This window comes from Cellulomonas cellasea, from assembly GCF_030372105.1.
Lineage (GTDB): Bacteria > Actinomycetota > Actinomycetes > Actinomycetales > Cellulomonadaceae > Cellulomonas_A > Cellulomonas_A cellasea_A.
This window is the reverse complement of sequence record NZ_JAUDBQ010000012.1, coordinates 40,944-57,289: the sequence shown is the minus strand read 5'-3', so window position 1 is coordinate 57,289 and position 16,346 is coordinate 40,944. Positions and strand designations below refer to the sequence as shown.

16 protein-coding genes are annotated in these 16,346 nt (G+C 75.2%); 10 read left to right on the top strand and 6 right to left on the bottom strand.

Annotated elements, in window-relative coordinates; all coding sequences use genetic code 11:
• Positions 1-33: 33 nt before the first annotated feature.
• Positions 34-375: a PLD nuclease N-terminal domain-containing protein gene (locus tag QUV83_RS12260; RefSeq protein ID WP_289564818.1), complete on the bottom strand. Its 342-nt coding sequence runs from the start codon at positions 373-375 to the stop codon at positions 34-36.
• A 93-nt stretch (positions 376-468) separates the two neighbouring features.
• Between QUV83_RS12260 and QUV83_RS12255 the strand changes: the two genes are divergently transcribed.
• Positions 469-753, top strand: coding sequence for a DUF4229 domain-containing protein (locus QUV83_RS12255; protein WP_289564816.1), 285 nt, complete (start codon positions 469-471; stop codon positions 751-753).
• A 26-nt stretch (positions 754-779) separates the two neighbouring features.
• Here QUV83_RS12255 and QUV83_RS12250 read toward each other — a convergent pair whose 3' ends face one another.
• The 3 genes from QUV83_RS12250 to menE form a co-directional block, all read right to left on the bottom strand.
• Positions 780-1,379 carry a M15 family metallopeptidase gene (locus QUV83_RS12250; RefSeq protein ID WP_289564814.1) on the bottom strand — a complete coding sequence of 200 codons (600 nt, stop codon included), beginning with the start codon at positions 1,377-1,379 and terminating at the stop codon, positions 780-782.
• A 108-nt stretch (positions 1,380-1,487) separates the two neighbouring features.
• Positions 1,488-2,357 (bottom strand): 1,4-dihydroxy-2-naphthoate polyprenyltransferase, encoded by an 870-nt coding sequence (locus QUV83_RS12245; RefSeq protein WP_289564812.1) that lies wholly within the window; start codon positions 2,355-2,357, stop codon positions 1,488-1,490.
• A gap of 92 nt (positions 2,358-2,449) precedes the next feature.
• Positions 2,450-3,721, bottom strand: coding sequence for an o-succinylbenzoate--CoA ligase (gene menE / locus QUV83_RS12240; protein ID WP_289564810.1), 1,272 nt, complete (start codon positions 3,719-3,721; stop codon positions 2,450-2,452).
• 82 nt (positions 3,722-3,803) lie between these two features.
• Here menE and QUV83_RS12235 point away from each other — a divergent pair, with 82 nt between their 5' ends.
• The 3 genes from QUV83_RS12235 (at position 3,804) to QUV83_RS12225 (ending at position 6,379) form a co-directional block, all read left to right on the top strand.
• On the top strand, positions 3,804-4,886 hold the full coding sequence (locus QUV83_RS12235) for a DUF3048 domain-containing protein (protein ID WP_289564808.1): 1,083 nt from the start codon (positions 3,804-3,806) through the stop codon (positions 4,884-4,886).
• A gap of 32 nt (positions 4,887-4,918) precedes the next feature.
• Positions 4,919-6,022: a DUF3048 domain-containing protein gene (locus tag QUV83_RS12230; protein WP_289564806.1), complete on the top strand. Its 1,104-nt coding sequence runs from the start codon at positions 4,919-4,921 to the stop codon at positions 6,020-6,022.
• 198 nt (positions 6,023-6,220) lie between these two features.
• Positions 6,221-6,379: a hypothetical protein gene (locus QUV83_RS12225; RefSeq protein ID WP_289564805.1), complete on the top strand. Its 159-nt coding sequence runs from the start codon at positions 6,221-6,223 to the stop codon at positions 6,377-6,379.
• A 58-nt stretch (positions 6,380-6,437) separates the two neighbouring features.
• Here the strand turns inward: QUV83_RS12225 and QUV83_RS12220 are convergent, their stop codons facing one another.
• The gene (locus tag QUV83_RS12220; RefSeq protein WP_289564803.1) at positions 6,438-7,403 is read right to left on the bottom strand and encodes a 1,4-dihydroxy-2-naphthoyl-CoA synthase; all 966 of its coding nucleotides are present in this window, start codon (positions 7,401-7,403) and stop codon (positions 6,438-6,440) included.
• Positions 7,404-7,489: 86 nt separating this feature from the next.
• Here QUV83_RS12220 and QUV83_RS12215 point away from each other — a divergent pair, with 86 nt between their 5' ends.
• The 3 genes from QUV83_RS12215 (at position 7,490) to QUV83_RS12205 (ending at position 12,304) form a co-directional block, all read left to right on the top strand.
• Positions 7,490-8,467 carry an o-succinylbenzoate synthase gene (locus QUV83_RS12215; protein ID WP_289564801.1) on the top strand — a complete coding sequence of 326 codons (978 nt, stop codon included), beginning with the start codon at positions 7,490-7,492 and terminating at the stop codon, positions 8,465-8,467.
• A 50-nt stretch (positions 8,468-8,517) separates the two neighbouring features.
• On the top strand, positions 8,518-10,341 hold the full coding sequence (gene menD, locus QUV83_RS12210) for a 2-succinyl-5-enolpyruvyl-6-hydroxy-3-cyclohexene-1-carboxylic-acid synthase (RefSeq protein WP_289564799.1): 1,824 nt from the start codon (positions 8,518-8,520) through the stop codon (positions 10,339-10,341).
• 130 nt (positions 10,342-10,471) lie between these two features.
• Positions 10,472-12,304, top strand: coding sequence for a S1C family serine protease (locus QUV83_RS12205; protein WP_289564798.1), 1,833 nt, complete (start codon positions 10,472-10,474; stop codon positions 12,302-12,304).
• Positions 12,305-12,355: 51 nt separating this feature from the next.
• Here QUV83_RS12205 and QUV83_RS12200 read toward each other — a convergent pair whose 3' ends face one another.
• Positions 12,356-13,666, bottom strand: a complete 1,311-nt coding sequence (locus tag QUV83_RS12200) for an isochorismate synthase (protein WP_289564797.1) — start codon at positions 13,664-13,666, stop codon at positions 12,356-12,358.
• 47 nt (positions 13,667-13,713) lie between these two features.
• Here QUV83_RS12200 and QUV83_RS12195 point away from each other — a divergent pair, with 47 nt between their 5' ends.
• From QUV83_RS12195 to QUV83_RS12185, 3 genes are all read left to right on the top strand, one after another.
• Positions 13,714-14,412 carry a demethylmenaquinone methyltransferase gene (locus tag QUV83_RS12195; protein ID WP_289564795.1) on the top strand — a complete coding sequence of 233 codons (699 nt, stop codon included), beginning with the start codon at positions 13,714-13,716 and terminating at the stop codon, positions 14,410-14,412.
• A 118-nt stretch (positions 14,413-14,530) separates the two neighbouring features.
• Complete coding sequence (locus QUV83_RS12190; RefSeq protein ID WP_066582284.1) at positions 14,531-15,826, top strand: geranylgeranyl reductase family protein; 1,296 nt, start codon at positions 14,531-14,533, stop codon at positions 15,824-15,826.
• Positions 15,827-15,974: 148 nt separating this feature from the next.
• Positions 15,975-16,337 carry an NADH-quinone oxidoreductase subunit A gene (locus QUV83_RS12185; protein WP_289564793.1) on the top strand — a complete coding sequence of 121 codons (363 nt, stop codon included), beginning with the start codon at positions 15,975-15,977 and terminating at the stop codon, positions 16,335-16,337.
• The last annotated feature ends 9 nt before the right edge of the window (positions 16,338-16,346 follow it).

The following is a 16,346-nucleotide window of genomic DNA, read 5'->3' as shown; positions in this document are numbered from 1 at the left end:
AGAGCCCGGCGCGTCAGAACGCCTCGGCGCCCGTCAGAGCTCGGTGCGCGGCTCGTCCGGGCGGTCGTCGGCGGCACGGTCGCGGTCGGCGCGGCGGCGCTGCTGCTCGAGCCGCCAGAGGAACTCCGGGTCGTCGTCCGGGGCGACGGGGCCCGACGACCGCGGCGCCCCCGCCGGGCGCTGGCCCGCATGCGAGGACCGGGCCATCTGGCGCAGCACGAGCCACGCGATGGAGCCCACCACGGGGAGCACCACGATGAACGCCAGGCAGACGAACCGGTTCACCCCGAATCGTTCGGAGTCCTCGCTGCGCAGCACGTCGAAGATCGTGTAGACGATGAGCCCGACCGCCGCGAAGGCGAGGAGGTTGCGCATCGCCTCAGCCTAGTTCGCCTGCGCTGGGGGGACCGCCGCGGCCCGCCCGGCGCCGGCGCCCATGTGATCCCGCGGGCGGCATACCCTGATGCCGTGCCTGTCGTGACGTACTCCCTGTGGAGGCTCGGCCTCTTCGCCGTGAGCCTCGCCCTCCTGGTCTGGGCCGGGATGGGCTCCTGGCTGGCCGTCCTGCTGGCCGCTTTCGTCGCCTGGGCGCTGTCGTATGTGCTCCTGGGCCGGCAGCGCCAGGAGGCGGCGCAGTTCGTCGAGCGGCGCGCGGTGGCCCGGTCCGCGCGCGCGGGCGGCCCGGCCCCCGACGACGCCGACATCGAGGACGCCGCCCTCGACGCCGCCGAACGCGAGCAGGGCGCCTCCTAGCCCGTGCGCCGGCCCGGCCGCCGCCGTCACCATCCTGACGACGAGTCCTCGTGCATCGGTGCGCAGGAGTTCGCGCCGTCGGGCAGCATCTCGAAGTGCCACATCTCGTTGGCGTAGGTGCGGCACAGCCCGAAGTCGAGCCCGTGCTCGCCGAGCCACAGCGCCCCGTCCGTCGGGCCGACGTCCACCGCCAAGCCCCGCACATGGGCCGAGGACTCCGGCGGCAGCACCCACCGCTTGGCCTCCTCCACCGAGCCGTGCCGGTGCACCGCCGCGTCGACCAGCGCCTGCTGCTCATCCTCCGAGCGCTTCCCGGAGGTGATCGTCAGCGCCACGCCCTCGTCGGCCGCCGCGGCCTTGGCCTGCGCGACCCGGCGGGCCAACTCCAGGTCGACCCCGTCGAGCCCAGGGTCAGCGGGGGGAGCGTCGCCGCGCGCCTGGACGGGCGCGGGGGAGTCCTGCGCCGGCGGGGCCGACCCCGCGGCGGCGCCCGGGCCGCGGCCCTGCGCGATCGCGAGCGCGGCCCCGCTCAGCAGCGCGGCCGCCAGCACGAGCACGAGCACCAGGGCACGGCGACCACGGCGGTGTCGAGGACGGACCTGCCGGCCGTGGGAGTAGAGCGTCATCGGCCCAGGCTCCGCCCTGCGGCGTGCCGGGCGCGTCAGCCTGGCGGACCGATCGGCTTCCGCCCGTGGGCGGGCAGGGCGCTGGCCCCTCGTCCCAGGGGATGACGGCTAGAGCGCGAGGCCGATCCCCAGCAGCACGCCGAACGCGAGCTCGTAGAGCCCGGTGCCGACCAGCACCGGCACCAGCGCGATGCCACGCGCCCCGAGCAGCACCGTCACGGCCAGCAGGCCGGCGGGCAGGGCCAGGAACAGCACGATCAGCGACCACGGCGCCACGAACGCGCAGGCCATCGCCAGCAGGATCGGCAGGATCACCATCGCGGCGAACACGCGGCGGGCGCGGTACTCGCCGAGCCGCACGGCCAGGGTGTGCTTGCCGACCAGCACGTCGGTGGGCACGTCCCGCAGGTTGTTGGCCATGAGCAGCGCGCAGGCGAGCAGGCCGATCGCGACGGCGCCTGCCACGGCCGGCCACGAGATGCGGCCCGCCTGCGTGTAGGTGGTGCCGAGCACCGCGACCAGGCCGAAGAACACGAACACCCCGACCTCGCCGAGCCCCCGGTAGCCGTAGGGGCGCGAGCCGCCGGTGTAGTACCAGCCCGCCGCGATGGACAGCGCGCCCACGGCCAGCAGCCACCACTGCCCGGACAGCGCCACCAGCGCGAGGCCGAGCACCGCGCCGACGCCGAAGGCCGCGAAGGCCGCCAGCCGGACCTGCGCCGGTCGGGCCAGGCCCGTGGCGGTGAGCCGCATGGGGCCCACCCGGTCGGTGTCGGTGCCGCGGACCCCGTCGGAGTAGTCGTTCGCGTAGTTGACGCCCACCTGCAAGGCGAGCGCGACACCGAGGGCGAGCAGCCCGCGCGCCAGGTTCTCGGCGCCCAACTGCGCGGCGGCGCCCGTGCCCACCAGCACAGGGGCGGCGGCAGCGGGAAGGGTGCGGGGGCGGGCGCCTGCGATCCACTCGGACGAGGTGGCCATCGTGCTCCTGTTCGGTCGCCGATCGTGGACGAGGCCAGATGGGCGGGCGGGTGCGCCGGGCGGGCCGGTGCGGATGTGGGTACCCCCGGACGTTACCGGGCGCCGCCGTGCGGACGCGCCACGGCGTCGTGGCCGTGAGGGTCGTCGGGCTCGTCGTCGGTGGCGTCCAGATGCTCGGCGAGGGCGGCTGCAGCGCCCTCCGCGACGGCCCTGCGGTCGACCTTGCCGGGGCCGCGCACGGGCAGCGAGCCGACGACGAGCAGTCGCCGGGGCGCGGCGGCCGAGCCCAGGGCGCCGGCCACGGCGGCGCGCGCCTCGGCGAGGGTTGGGCCGTCGGTGCCGGGCCGGGGCACGACCACCGCCGTGACGGCCTGCCCCCACTCGGCGTCGGGGACGCCCACGACGCACACCTCGGCGACGGTGTCGAGGGTGTGCAGCACGCCCTCCACGGCGGCGGGCGCGACCTTGGCGCCGCCGGTCACGAGGACGTCGTCGACGCGGCCCAGCACCCGCAGCCGCATGCCGCCGGCGGCGTCGGCGTCGGGCATGAGCTCGCCGAGGTCGCTGGTGCGCAGCCACCGCACGCCGTCGCGCAGCACGAAGGCCTCCGCGTCGAGGTCGGGCCGCCCCAGGTACCCCGCGGCGAGCACCGGCCCGGCTAGCAGCACGCGGCCGTCGGCGTCGACGTCGACGCGCACGCCGTCCAGCGGCTGGCCGTCGTACACGCAGCCGCCACACGTCTCGCTCATCCCGTAGGTCGTCAGCACACGCACCCCGGCGCCGCGCGCCGCCTCGACCAGTGCGGGGGAGGCCGCGGCGCCGCCGAGCAACACGGCGTCGAAGGCCTGGAGCGCCTCGACTCCGGCGGGCGACTCGAGCAGGCGGTGGAGCTGCGTGGGCACCAGCGACGTGTACCGCCGCCCGGACGGGCCCGCGTCGAGGGACTCGACGGCCCGCGCGAACGCCTCGGCGCGGAACGGGCCCGGGGCCAGCGTGACGGGAGTCGTCCCCGCCAGGAGCGAGCGGGCCACCACCTGCAGGCCCGCCACATGCTCGGTGGGCAGCGCGAGCAGCCACCGCCCGTGGCCGCCGAGCCGCTCCGCAGTCGCCTCGCCCGACGCGCGCAACGCCGCCGCGGTGAGCAGCACGCCGCGCGGGGCGCCGGTGGATCCGGACGTGCGGATGACCACCGCCACGTCGTCCGGGACCGTCAGGCCGGCGTCGGACGCGGCGTCCGCGACGCCCTCGGCCACCGGCAGCACCGCCGGCCCGGAGCCGTCGAGGGCTGCTGCGAGCGCCGCCGTCAGGGCGCGGAGACTGGACGTCGACGAGGACACGGGCAGCAGGCAGACGGCACGGCTCACGCCCTCAGCCTAGGTCGGGGCCCTACAGTGTGGCGGTCGCCCGGCAGACCGGCCGGGCAGCGGAAGGAGTTCAGCCGTGTCTATGACAGCCCGTCTGCGGAGGTCGTCGCCGGCTGCCCGTCGTGTCCGCGCCGCAGCACTGCTGGCCGTGGGGGCCAGCCTCGCGCTCGGCGCGTGCGGATCGGGCGCGCCCAGCGACCCGGTGACCGCCGACGCCGCCATCGACGCCGCGAAGGGCGCCGCCCCCGAGCCCGTGGTCCCGGACCGCTGGCCGCTCACCGGCGTCGCCGCCGACGACGTGGTGAACCGCCCCGCCGTCGCGGTGAAGATCGAGAACCCGAAGGAGGTCCGCCCCCAGACGGGCCTGGACCAAGCCGACGTGGTCTGGGAGCAGGTCGTCGAGGGCGGCGTGACCCGGTTCGTGGCCGTGTACAACTCGCAGATCCCCGAGGAGGTCGGGCCCATCCGCTCGATCCGCCCGATGGACCCCGCCATCACCGCGCCGCTCAAGGGCCTGGTGGCGTTCTCCGGCGGGCAGGCCGGCTTCGTGACGGCGCTGTCCGACTCGGGTGTGCAGATCCTCAGCCACGACCGCGGCGACGACGGCTTCTACCGGGCGTCCACCGCGAAGGCCCCGCACAACGTGTTCGGCTCGCTGTCCACGTTCCTGGAGCAGGCCGACGCCGACCACCAGAACCTGCCCGCGGAGCAGTTCAGCTTCGCGCGCGCCGTGGCCCAGTCGAGCGCCGTGACGGCCGGCACGCCCGCCACGTCGGTGGGCATCCACATCTCGTCCTACTCGAACCCGGGCTGGGAGTGGGACGCGGCCACGTCCACCTGGCTGCGGTCGGAGTCGGGCGTCCCCGCCACCGCCGCCTCGGGCCAGCGGCTGTCCGCCGCCAACGTGGTGGTGCTGCGCGTGGACCTCGTCGACTCGGGCACCGTCGACCCGGCGGGCAGCCCCGTCCCGGAGACCAAGCTCGTCGGCTCCGGCGAGGCCCTCGTGGCGTCCGGCGGCCAGACGATCGCGGCGACGTGGACCAAGTCGGCCACCGACGCGCCGCTCACCCTCGCCACAGCCGACGGAACGAACGTCACACTGGCTCCGGGCAACACCTGGGTTGAGCTCGTCCCGAACGGGTCGGGCTCCGTCACCGTCAGCTGACACTGCGGCGAGCGCCGCGACGAGGGGGATTCATGCGCTGGGCACGAGGTGCGGCACAAGGGACGGCGCGGGGGACGGCACGGCGGGCGCGCACGACGGCGGTCACCGGCTTGGGGCTCGCGGCGGTGCTCGTGCTCGCGTCCTGCTCCTCGCCGGCGCCCATGCCGCGCGTCGAGGAGCCGGTCGTCGTCCCCCCGACGATCGAGGCCGCGAAGGCCGCCGCCCCCGCGCCGGTGATCCCCGTGACGTGGCCGCTGACGGGTGTCGCGGGGGAGCCCGCCGCCCGGCCCGCGCTCGCGGTGAAGATCGAGAACACCGCCGTCGCGCGGCCGCAGGCGGGGCTCGACCAGGCGGACGTGGTGTGGGAGACGATCGTCGAGTTCGACGTGTCGCGGTTCGTCGCGGTGTTCCACTCGCAGGTGCCGGGGGAGGTCGGCCCCATCCGCTCGGTGCGCCCGATGGACCCCCTGATCGTCGCGCCGCTGCACGGGCTGCTCGCGTACTCGGGCGGCCAGCCCGGCATCCTCGAGGAGGTCGCCGCCTCCGGGGTGCAGTCCCTGAGCCATGACCGCGGCGTCGGGGGCATGTACCGGGTGAGCGGGCGGTCCGCGCCGCACAACGTGTACGGCAACCCGCAGGTGTTCTGGGACCAGATGGACGGCGAGCACCAGGCCGCGCCGCAGGAGCAGTTCGACTTCGCCCGCAGCCTGGAGCGCGCCTCGGCGGTCACCGGCGGCACGCCCGCGGGAACGCTCGCGTTCCGGCTCTCGGCCGCCTCCAGCCCGAGCTGGACCTGGGACGGCTCGGCGTGGCTGCGCTCCGAGGGGTCGAACCCGGCCACCGCGGCGAGCGGCGCCCGGCTCTCGGCGACCAACGTCGTGGCGATCACCGCCGACCACCCGGACACGGGGTATGGCGCCCAGGGCGGCGCCGCGGTGCCGACCTACTCGCTCGTGGGCTCCGGTGACGCCGTTGTGGCCACCGGCGGCAAGACCCTCGCGGCCCGCTGGCAGAAGGACGCGCCTGACGCGCCGCTGCGGCTCGTCACCGCCGAGGGCGCCTCGGTGACCTTGGCGCCGGGCAACACCTGGGTTGAGCTGGTCCCCGCCGGGAAGGGCTCGCTCACCGTCAGCTGACCCTGCGGCGTGTGACCATGCGGGGTGTGAGCATGCGGCGTGGCCGCCCGGGCCGGGTTGTCCTGCCTGGGGTGGACCTGCGGCGCCGGGCCTGCGCCCGGGGGCTGACGTGGCGCCCCCGGCAGGGTGGAGGGCCGCCTCGGCGGGCTCGGCCGGTGGGCCGATGTGTCGCCACGGCGTCGTCGTCAGGCTGGTCGCATGACAACTCTCGACTCGCATGAGGCCATCGAGCACGACAACCACGGCGTCGCGGCGGTGCTCGTCGCCGGGGGCGTGCTGCTCGCGTTGATGCTGGGGGGCGTGCTGCTGGTCAGCCAGGTCCTCGATGTCGCCGCGTGGGCGTTCGCCGAGCGCTGACGCGCGCTCAGCACCTCGGCCGGCTCAGCACCCGTGCCGGCTCAGTACGCGTGCCGGCTCAGTACGCGTACGGGAAGCCGGACCAGTCCGGGTCCCGGCGCTGCAGGAACGCGTCGCGCCCCTCGACGGCCTCATCCGTCATGTACGCGAGCCGCGTGGCCTCGCCCGCGAAGACCTGCTGGCCGGCCAGCCCGTCGTCGGCCAGGTTGAAGGCGAACTTCAGCATCCGGATGGCCTGCGGCGACTTGGTGGCGATGATCCGGGCGTACTCCAGCGCGGCGTCCTCGAGCTGGTCGTGGTCGACGACGTCGTTGACGGCGCCCCACGCTAGGGCGTCCTCGGCCGAGTACTCGCGGGCGAGGAAGAAGATCTCCCGGGCGCGCTTCTGCCCGACCTGGCGGGCGAGCAGCGCCGAGCCGTAGCCGCCGTCGAAGGACCCGACATTGGCGTCGGTCTGCATGAACCGCGCGTGCTGGCGCGAGGCGATCGTGAGGTCGGCGACGACGTGCAGCGAGTGCCCGCCCCCGGCGGCCCAGCCGCCCACCACCGCGACGACCACCTTGGGCATGGTGCGGATGAGGCGCTGCACCTCGAGGATGTGCAAGCGGCCCGCGCGCGCGGGGTCGATGGCGTCGGCGTGCTCGGCGTCGGGGTCGGACGTGTAGCGGTAGCCGTCGCGGCCGCGGATGCGCTGGTCGCCGCCGGAGCAGAACGCCCAGCCGCCGTCCTTCGGGCTGGGGCCGTTGCCGGTGAGCAGCACCGTGCCCACGTCGGAGCTCATCCGGGCGTGGTCGAGCACGCGGTACAGCTCGTCGACGGTGTGCGGGCGGAACGCGTTGCGGACCTCGGGCCGGTCGAAGGCCACGCGTACCACCGGCAGGTCGCGCTCGCTGGCGCCGTCCGGCCCGGAGGTCCGCTCGACACCGCGGTGGTACGTGAGGTCGGTGAGGTCCTCGAAGCCGGCGACGGCGCGCCAGCGCGTCGGGTCGAAGGTCTCGGACACCTGAGGGGGGAGGTCGCTCACGTCCCACACCCTAGCCAGCGGACCTGCGTCGGCTGGTCCCGCGGCGCCGGTTCGAGCCGCTGGGACGGCCCTCCTAGGCTGGGGCCGTGCCCCTCGACACCGCCGCCCCGCACGTCTTCCAGATCCCGATGCGGACCCGGTTCCGCGGCATCACCGTGCGCGAGGGGATGCTGTGGCGGGGGCCCGCGGGCTGGGGCGAGCTCAGCCCGTTCTGGGACTACGACGCCGCCGAGTCCGCGAGCTGGCTGCGGGCCGCGCGGGAGGCCGCCGAGGTCGGCTGGCCCGCCCCGGTGCGCGACGCCATCCCGGTGAACGTCACAGTGCCGGCCGTGGACGCCGCGACGGCGCACCGCATCGTCAGCGCCTCGGGCGGCTGCCGCACCGCCAAGGTGAAGGTCGCCGAGCCAGGGCAGTCCGAGCGGGACGAGGTGGAGCGGCTCGAGGCGGTGCGCGACGCCCTCGGGCCCAGCGGCGCGATCCGGGTGGACGCCAACGGCGGGTGGGACGTGGACACCGCGATCGCCCGGCTGCGGGTGCTCGACCGCGCCGCGGGGGGCCTCGAGTACGCCGAGCAGCCTGTGGCCGATGTGCCGGGCCTGGCCGCCGTGCGCCGCGCCACGCACGTGCTGATCGCAGCCGACGAGTCGATCCGCCGCGCGGAGGACCCGTTCGCCGTGGTGCGCGCCGAGGCGGCGGACATCGTGGTGCTCAAGGTGCAGCCGCTCGGCGGGGTGCGCGCCTGCCTGGACCTGGCCGCCGAGGTGGGGCTGCCCGTCGTGGTCTCCTCCGCGCTGGAGACCTCCGTGGGGCTCGCCGCGGGCCTGGCGCTCGCGGCAGCGCTCCCTGAGCTGCCGTACGCGTGCGGGCTCGCCACCGCCCAGCTCCTCACCGCCGACGTCACCGCCGACCCGCTGCTCCCCGTGGACGGGCAGATCGCCGTGCGCCGGCCCGACGCGGACCCTGGGCTGCTGGCCGCCGTCGCCGCCGAGCCCGGCGCGCGCGACCGCTGGCTCGCACGACTGGCCGAGATCGAGGCGGTGGCGCCCCGCGCGGCCCGTGGCTGATGGGGCCAGCGGTGGCGGGCGATCGAGCGGCCCCGGTTTACGGTAAGACCGTGACGAGCACCTCCACGCCGGGCCCGCGTCCCGCCGACGACCACGACGCCCCCGCCACCCAGGCGGCGCGCGTGCTGGTGCAGGCGCTCGCGGCCCTCGGGGTGCGGGACGCGGTGCTGGCGCCCGGCTCGCGCAGCGCGCCGCTCGCGTACGCATTGGCCGACGCGGCCCGGCCAGACGGGGAGCGCCCCGCCGGCGCGCCGGCGATCCGCCTGCATGTGCGCACCGATGAGCGCGCCGCCGGATTCCTCGCGTTGGGCCTGGCCAAGGCGCATGACGCGATCGGCGACCGGCGGCCCGTGGTCGTCGTGACGACCTCGGGCACGGCCGTGGCGAACCTGCACCCCGCAGTGCTCGAGGCCCATCACGCCGGCCTGCCGTTGATGCTGCTCACCGCCGACCGGCCGCATGAGCTGCGCGGCACGGGCGCCAACCAGACCACCGCCCAGGCCGGCATCTTCGGCACGTCGACGCGCCTGGCCGCCGATGTCCCAGCGCCTACCGGCCGGCCCGGCGAGGACGCCGACCTGCGCAACCTGCTCTCCCGGGCGGTCGCCGCGGCGACGGGGGCGCGCAGCGGGATCCCGGGCCCGGTCCACCTCGACCTGGCCTTCCGGGAGCCGCTCGTCCCGCAGTCCTCGGCCTGGCCGGAGCCGAGTGTGGAGGGGCTCACCCGTGTCCCGCAGCGCCTCGCCCCGGCAGCGGAGTCGCCCGACGCCGACGGCCCGGCGCCCACGGCCCGCCGCGCGAGCAGCCTGCCCACCGTGGTGGTCGCCGGTGACGGGGCGGGGCCCGCCGCCCGCGAGCTCGCGGAGGCGAATGGCTGGCCGTTGCTGGCCGAGCCGTCGTCCGGGGCCCTCGGCAGCGCCCACGCGGTCCCCGCGCACCGGCTGCTGCTGACCCACGCGGAGCTCGGGGGGGCGGTGCGCCGGGCCGTGGTGCTCGGCCGGCCCACCCTCACCCGCCCCGTGCAGCATCTGCTGGGCCGCGCCGACGTCGAGGTGATCGTCATCGCGCCGTCGGGCCGCGACTGGCCTGACGCGCCGCGCCGCGCGGCCGAGGCGCACACCGCGATCCCCGCCTCGATGCGCGCCGGCGCCGATCCGCATGCGGGCCCGCCCGGCTGGCTCGCCGCCTGGCAGGCCGCGGGCAAGGCGGCGCTCGCCGCGATCGACGACGTGCTCGACGCGCCCACGCCGCCGTCCCGCAGCGGCACCCGGGTCAGCGGCCCGGCGCTCGCCCGCGACGTGGCCCGGGCCACGCGCGCCGACGACGTGCTGGTGGTCGGCTCCAGCAACCCCGTGCGCGACCTCGACCTGGTGGCCGCGTGGGACGAGCCCCGCACCGTGCTGGCCAACCGGGGGCTCGCGGGCATCGACGGGCTCGTCTCGACAGCGCTGGGGGTCGCCCTCGCGCTGCCCCGGCGGCGGGTGCGCGCGCTGCTCGGCGACCTGACGTTCCTGCATGACGCGGGGGGCCTGCTGCGCGGGCCGTTCGAGCCCGCCGTGGACCTGCAGATCGTCGTGGCGCACGACGACGGCGGGTCGATCTTCGCCACCCTCGAGCACGGGGCGCCCGAGCACGCCGACGTGTTCGAGCGGGTCTTCGCGACACCGCACGGCGCGGACCTCTCAGCGCTGTGCGCGGCCTACGGGGTCCGCCACACACGGGTCACGGACGTCGACGGGCTGGCTCCCGCGCTCGCCGCGCCCGGGCCCGGCGTCAGCGTGGTGGAGGTGCGGGTGGACCGGGCTGGACGCCGCGCCCTGATGGCACGGCTCGGGGCCTCCGCCGATGACGCGATCCGGCGCTCGCTGAACTGACGCCCGCGGGCGTTTTCCCAGGTGGCGGGCACTGTCACCGTGCGAGGGCGATTCTTAGCGGATTCCCAGGAATCCTGAAGGATGCGCCCAGCGCCGACATGTCTCATGGTGGGCATTAAGGAGGCCACCCATGAGCACCCCGGACGACCCGCGCTCCGCGCAGCCCGACCAGCCACAGCAGCCGGCCCAGCCCGTCGAGCCAGACGCGCACAGTGGCGCGGAGCCGCACCACCCCGCCGAGCAGCACCACCCCGCTGAGCCGCAGCGCCCTGCCGACCAGCAGCGCCCGGCCGAGCCGCAGCGCCCTGCCGACCAGCAGCGCCCGGCCGAGCAGCAGCGCCCTGCCGACCAGCAGCGCCCGGCCGAGCCTCGCGACGCGGACACGCAGGTTCTTCGCCCCACCGCCCAGCAGGGGCAGCCCGGACACCAGGGCCAGCAGCCCTCGCATCCGACCAACCCGTTCCAGCCGCCGCACCCCGCCGCGCCGACGGCGCACGGCGCCCAGGGCGGATGGTCGGGCGGCGCCGGGGGCCCCGGCCAAGCCCACCCGCCAGCGGGCGAGGGCCCCGGCCAGCGCGGCGGCTACGGCGGCCCCGGCCATCCTGGCGGCCCCGGCCAGTCCGGCGGCCCCGACCAGCCTGGCGGCCCCGGCTATCCCGGCGGCCCCGGCCCGGGCCAGCCCGGCGGCCCCGGCGGCCCCGGCGGCCAGCCCCCGCGGCGCCGGTCCATCTGGGGCCCGCTCGTCGGCGTGGCCATCGCCGCCGCGCTGCTGGCCAGCATCGTGACCGCGGGCCTGATGGCGCTCGTGCTGCGTGACGACAACGGCTCCAGCTCGTCGCTGGCGACCATCGGCCAGGGCTCCTCCGAGTCGCCGTCCGCGCCGGTCGAGGGCTCCAGCGTGGAGAACCCCGACTGGGAGCGGGTGGCCTCGGCGGTGCAGGCGTCGGTCGTGGCGATCGCGGTGCAGACCTCCAGCGGCGCCGGCCAGGGCTCGGGCGTCATCATCGACGACGACGGCAACATCCTGACCAACGACCACGTGGTCGGCGACGCCGTCGACAACGGCATCGAGGTGACGTTGACCGACGGCCGCCTGTTCCAGGCCGAGGTGGTCGGCACCGACTCGGCCACCGACCTCGCCGTGATCCGCCTGCTGGACGCCCCGGACGACCTGGATCCCGCGACGCTGGGCAACTCGGCCGACGTGAAGGTGGGCGAGGCCGTCATGGCGGTCGGCAACCCGCTGGGCCTGTCCAACACGGTGACCACCGGCATCGTCTCGGCGGTGGACCGCCCGGTGTCGACGTCGGAGTCTGGCGGCGAGGCCGTGACCAACGCCATCCAGATCGACGCGGCCATCAACCCGGGCAACTCCGGCGGCCCGTTGTTCGACGGCCAGGGCCTGGTCATCGGCATCACGTCCTCGATCGCCACGCTGTCGAGCGAGTCGGGGTCGATCGGCCTGGGCTTCGCGATCCCGGTCAACCTGGCCAAGCAGATCGGCACGCAGCTCATCGACTCGGGATCCGCGGAGCACGCGTTCCTCGGGGTCTCGATGACGGACGGCACGGCCACCGCCGACGGCGTGACCCGTCGCGGCGCTGTGGTGCAGGCCGTGACGGATGGCTCGCCGGCCGCGGAGGCGGGCGTCCAGCCCGGTGACGTGATCGTGGCGATCGACGACAAGCCGGTGGCGGGCGCGGAGTCGCTCACGGCCTACGTGCGGGAGCTGACGTCCGGCTCCAAGGTCACCCTGACGCTGGTGCGGGACGGCCAGACGAAGGATGTCGAGGCGACGCTCGCCACCCGTCAGGAGACGTCGACGAGCGCGCCCACCACCCCGACGCCGGGCAGCACCACCCAGCCGGGGCAGGAGCGCAATGGCTCGGATGTGACGCCCGAGCAGCTCTGGGAGTGGTTCCAGCAGCAACAACAGCAGCAACAGCAGCAGAACGGGAACTGACCGGAGGGGGTCAGCACGCCCAAGCCGTGACGCGGGACGCGCTCGGCGCCGTCAGTCGGCGCCGAGCGCGTCCCGCATCGGCACCAGCTTGGCCTCGGACTCGGCGAGCTCGGCGGCGGGCTCGGACGCGGCGACGATGCCGCAGCCCGCGAACAGCCGCACCCGGCGCGGGTCCTGCTGGTCGACGTGCGCGGAGCGCAGCGCGATGCCCCACTCGCCGTCGCCGTCCGCGCCGAGCCAGCCCACGGGGCCCGCGTACCTGTCGCGCTCCATGCCCTCGATGCGGTTGATGAGCTGGGCAGCCGCGGTGGTGGGGGTGCCGCACACGGCGGCGGTGGGGTGCAGCGCGGCGGCGAGCGCGAGGCTCGACGGGTTCGCCGCGAGGACGCCCGTCACGTCGGAGGCGAGGTGCAGCACGTTGGGCAGGTGCAGCACGAACGGCACGTCGGGCACGTTGGTGGACGTGCAGAACGGGGCGAGCGCCTCGGCGACGGAGGACACCGCGTACTCATGCTCCTCGAGGTCCTTCGACGAGTGCGCGAGCGTCGCGGCGCGCGCCAGGTCGGCGTCGTCGTCGCCGGTGCGCCGGATCGTCCCGGCGAGCACCCGCGAGGTGACCAGGCCCTTCTCGGAGCGGACCAGCAGCTCGGGCGTGGCGCCGATCAGGCCGTCCACGCTGAACGTCCAGCACGAGGGGTAGCGCGCGGCGAGGCGCCGCAGCGGCCACCGCACGTCGAGCGGCTCGCTGGTGGTGGCGTACACGTCGCGGGCCAGCACCACCTTGTCGACCTCGCCGGCGCGGATGGCCTCGACGCCGCGCTCGACCACGGACAGCCAGTCCTCGGAGCGCACGGCGCCGTCGGTGTAGGTGACGGATCCGGGGCTCACAGGCTCGGGCTGCGGGGTGGCGAGCTCGGCGAGGGTGGGGGTGGCGCGCAGCGTGGCGCCGGTGTCGATGGTGGTGAGCCAGCTCCGGGCGCCGCGGCGGCCGACGACGACGCGCGGCACCACGAGCACCCCGCCCGCTGCGGAGCCCTCGTCGAAGGCGAAGGACGCGAACGCCACCGGGCCGGTGCCGGGCAGGCCCACCTCGTCGCGCACGATCGCGTGCGCGAGCAGCTCGGACCAGGCGCGCTCGGCGTCGGCGAACCTGTCGCGCCCTGCGACGTCGACCCGCAGCGCCTCGCCCCAGCCGACGATGCCGTCGCCGCGCCGCACCCAGGCGAGGGGCGCGTCGGCGGGCAGCAGGCCCAGCAGGTCGGCGGGGTCGGCGCTGTCGCCGGAGGTGCGGGGGAGGTCGTCGAGCGGCACCGTCCGGACCACGAGCGGGTGCGGGACGGCGTCGGGCATGGTGCTGGTCATCGCGATCAGGGTACGTCCCACCGCCGCGGACCTGAGACGATGGGCGCATGCCACGCGCCAGTCTTGAGAAGGACCCTCGTGAGGTCGCCGCCATGTTCGACGGCGTCGCCCGCCGCTACGACCTGACGAACGACGTGATCTCCCTGGGTCAGGACCGCTACTGGCGCCGGGCCACGCTCGCGGCCGTGGGCGCCCAGCCGGGCGAGCGCGTGCTCGACCTGGCCGCCGGCACCGGCACGTCGAGCGAGCCGCTCGCCGACTCCGGGGTGCATGTGGTCCCGTGCGACATCTCGCTGGGGATGCTGGGCGTGGGCAAGCGCCGGCGCCCCGACCTGGGCTTCGTCGCGGGCGACGCGGTGCACCTGCCGTTCGCCGACGAGTCCTTCGACGCGGTGACGATGTCCTTCGGGCTGCGCAACGTCGCGGAGACGCAGGCCGCCCTCGAGGAGATGCTGCGGGTCACGCGCCCGGGCGGCCGCCTGGTGGTGTGCGAGTTCTCCCGCCCGACGTGGGCCCCGTTCCGCACCGTCTACACCGAGTACCTCATGCGCGCCCTGCCGCCGGTGGCGCGGGCCGTCTCCAAGGAGCCGGACGCGTACGTGTACCTGGCGGAGTCGATCCGGGAGTGGCCCGACCAACTCGGGCTGGGGCGCCTGCTGAAGGACTCCGGGTGGCGTGACGTGGCCTATCGCAACCTCTCCGGGGGGATCGTCGCGCTGCATCGGGCGGTCCGCCCGGTGGTGTGACACCGCTCGTCACGCGGTGTCACGGGCAAGTGAGGTAAGCCTTCGCAGACATGGTCTGTGGCCCTGGCTACACTCGGCCAGGTTGGGATGTGAACGTCTTCACAAGTAGGGCGGGACAGTGGTTGACGCAAGGAGCGATGACGCCGACGTCATCGTCGTCGGCGCAGGTCCTGCGGGATCGAGCGCTGCCTATCACTGCGCTTCCGCGGGTCTGGAAGTCCTCCTGCTCGAGAAGGCGGAGTTCCCCCGCGACAAGGTCTGCGGCGACGGCCTGACGCCCCGCGCGGTCAAGGAGCTCGCCGCGATGGGCGTCTCCCTCCGCGAGGAGGACGGCTGGATCCGCAACCGCGGGCTGCGCGTGGTCGGGGGCGGGCATCGCCTCGAGCTGCCGTGGCCCGAGCTGTCGAGCTACCCGTCCTACGGGCTGGCCCGCTCGCGGATGAGCCTGGACCACATGCTCGCGTCCCACGCCCGCGCCGCCGGGGCCAAGCTGCTGGAGCGCACCAACGTCACCGGCCCGCTGCTCGACGAGCGCACCGGCCGCGTGGTCGGCGTCACCGCCCGCCCCGTGGGCAGCGACGGCAAGCGCGCCGGCGAGGACGTCACCTACCGGGCCCCCGTGGTCATCGCGGCGGACGGCGTGTCCGCGCGGCTCGCCACCGGCCTGGGCCTCGAGAAGCGGATGGACCGGCCCATGGGGGTCGCCGTCCGCACGTACTTCCGCACGCCGCGCCACGACGACCCGTGGATGGAGAGCCAGCTCGAGCTGTGGGACGGCGCCCCGGGGCGCTCGAACCTCATGCCCGGCTACGGCTGGATCTTCTCCCTGGGCGACGGCACGGCGAACGTCGGCCTCGGCTCGGTGTCTTCCACGGCCGCGGCGACGAAGGTCGACTACAAGGACCTGTTCCGCAAGTGGATGGCCAACGCCCCCGCCGAGTGGGACTTCACCCCGGAGAACCAGATCGGCGAGGTGCGCGGCGCCGCGCTGCCCATGGGCTTCAACCGGGGCCCGCTGTACGGGCGGGGCCTGATGCTCGCCGGCGACTCCGCGGGCATGATCAGCCCGTTCAACGGCGAGGGCATCGCCTACGGCCTGCAGGCTGGCCGGTTCGCCGCGGACTCCGTGGTCCAGGCCGCCGCGCGCGGCTCCGCCGCCGGGCGTGAGCGCGCGCTGGCCGCGTACCAGACCCGCATGAAGGATGACCTGGGCGGGTACTACACGCTCGGCCGGATCTTCGTGAAGCTCATCGAGCACCCCCAGGTGATGCACGTGTGCACCCGCTACGGGCTGCCCCGCCCGCTGCTCATGCGCTTCGTGCTCAAGCTCCTGTCCGACTGCTACGAGCCGCGGGGCGGTGACATGGTCGACCGGACCATCTCCGCGCTCGCCCGGCTGGCGCCGGCGGCATGATGCACACACCCTCAACGTTGCGGGTCACGCCGGGACCTAGGTCCCGGTGCAGCCTCCTCACCTCGGGAGACGCTCGACCGCAACCCCAGCCATCCCTGACTTTCGTCCTGCGCGAAAGCGTCCACACCACGACCGGGAGAGTCGAGCAATGACCAACCCGTACGTCCCGCTCCTCTTCATGATGGGGATCGCCGCGGTGCTCGCCCTCGGCGGCGTGGGCGCCAGCGCGATCCTGGGGCCGAAGCGCTACAACCGCGCGAAACTGGACGCATATGAGTGCGGCATCGAGCCGACACCGCATGCCGTCGGTGGCGGCCGGTTCCCGATCAAGTACTACCTCGTCGCGATGACCTTCATCATCTTCGACATCGAGGTGGTCTTCCTGTACCCGTGGGCCGTGAACTTCACGGAGCTCGCCACGTTCGGGCTCGTCGCGATGCTGGGCTTCCTGGCCCTCATCACGGTGCCCTTCGTGTACGAGTGGCGCCGCGGCGGCTTCGAGTGGGACTAGGGGTGATCT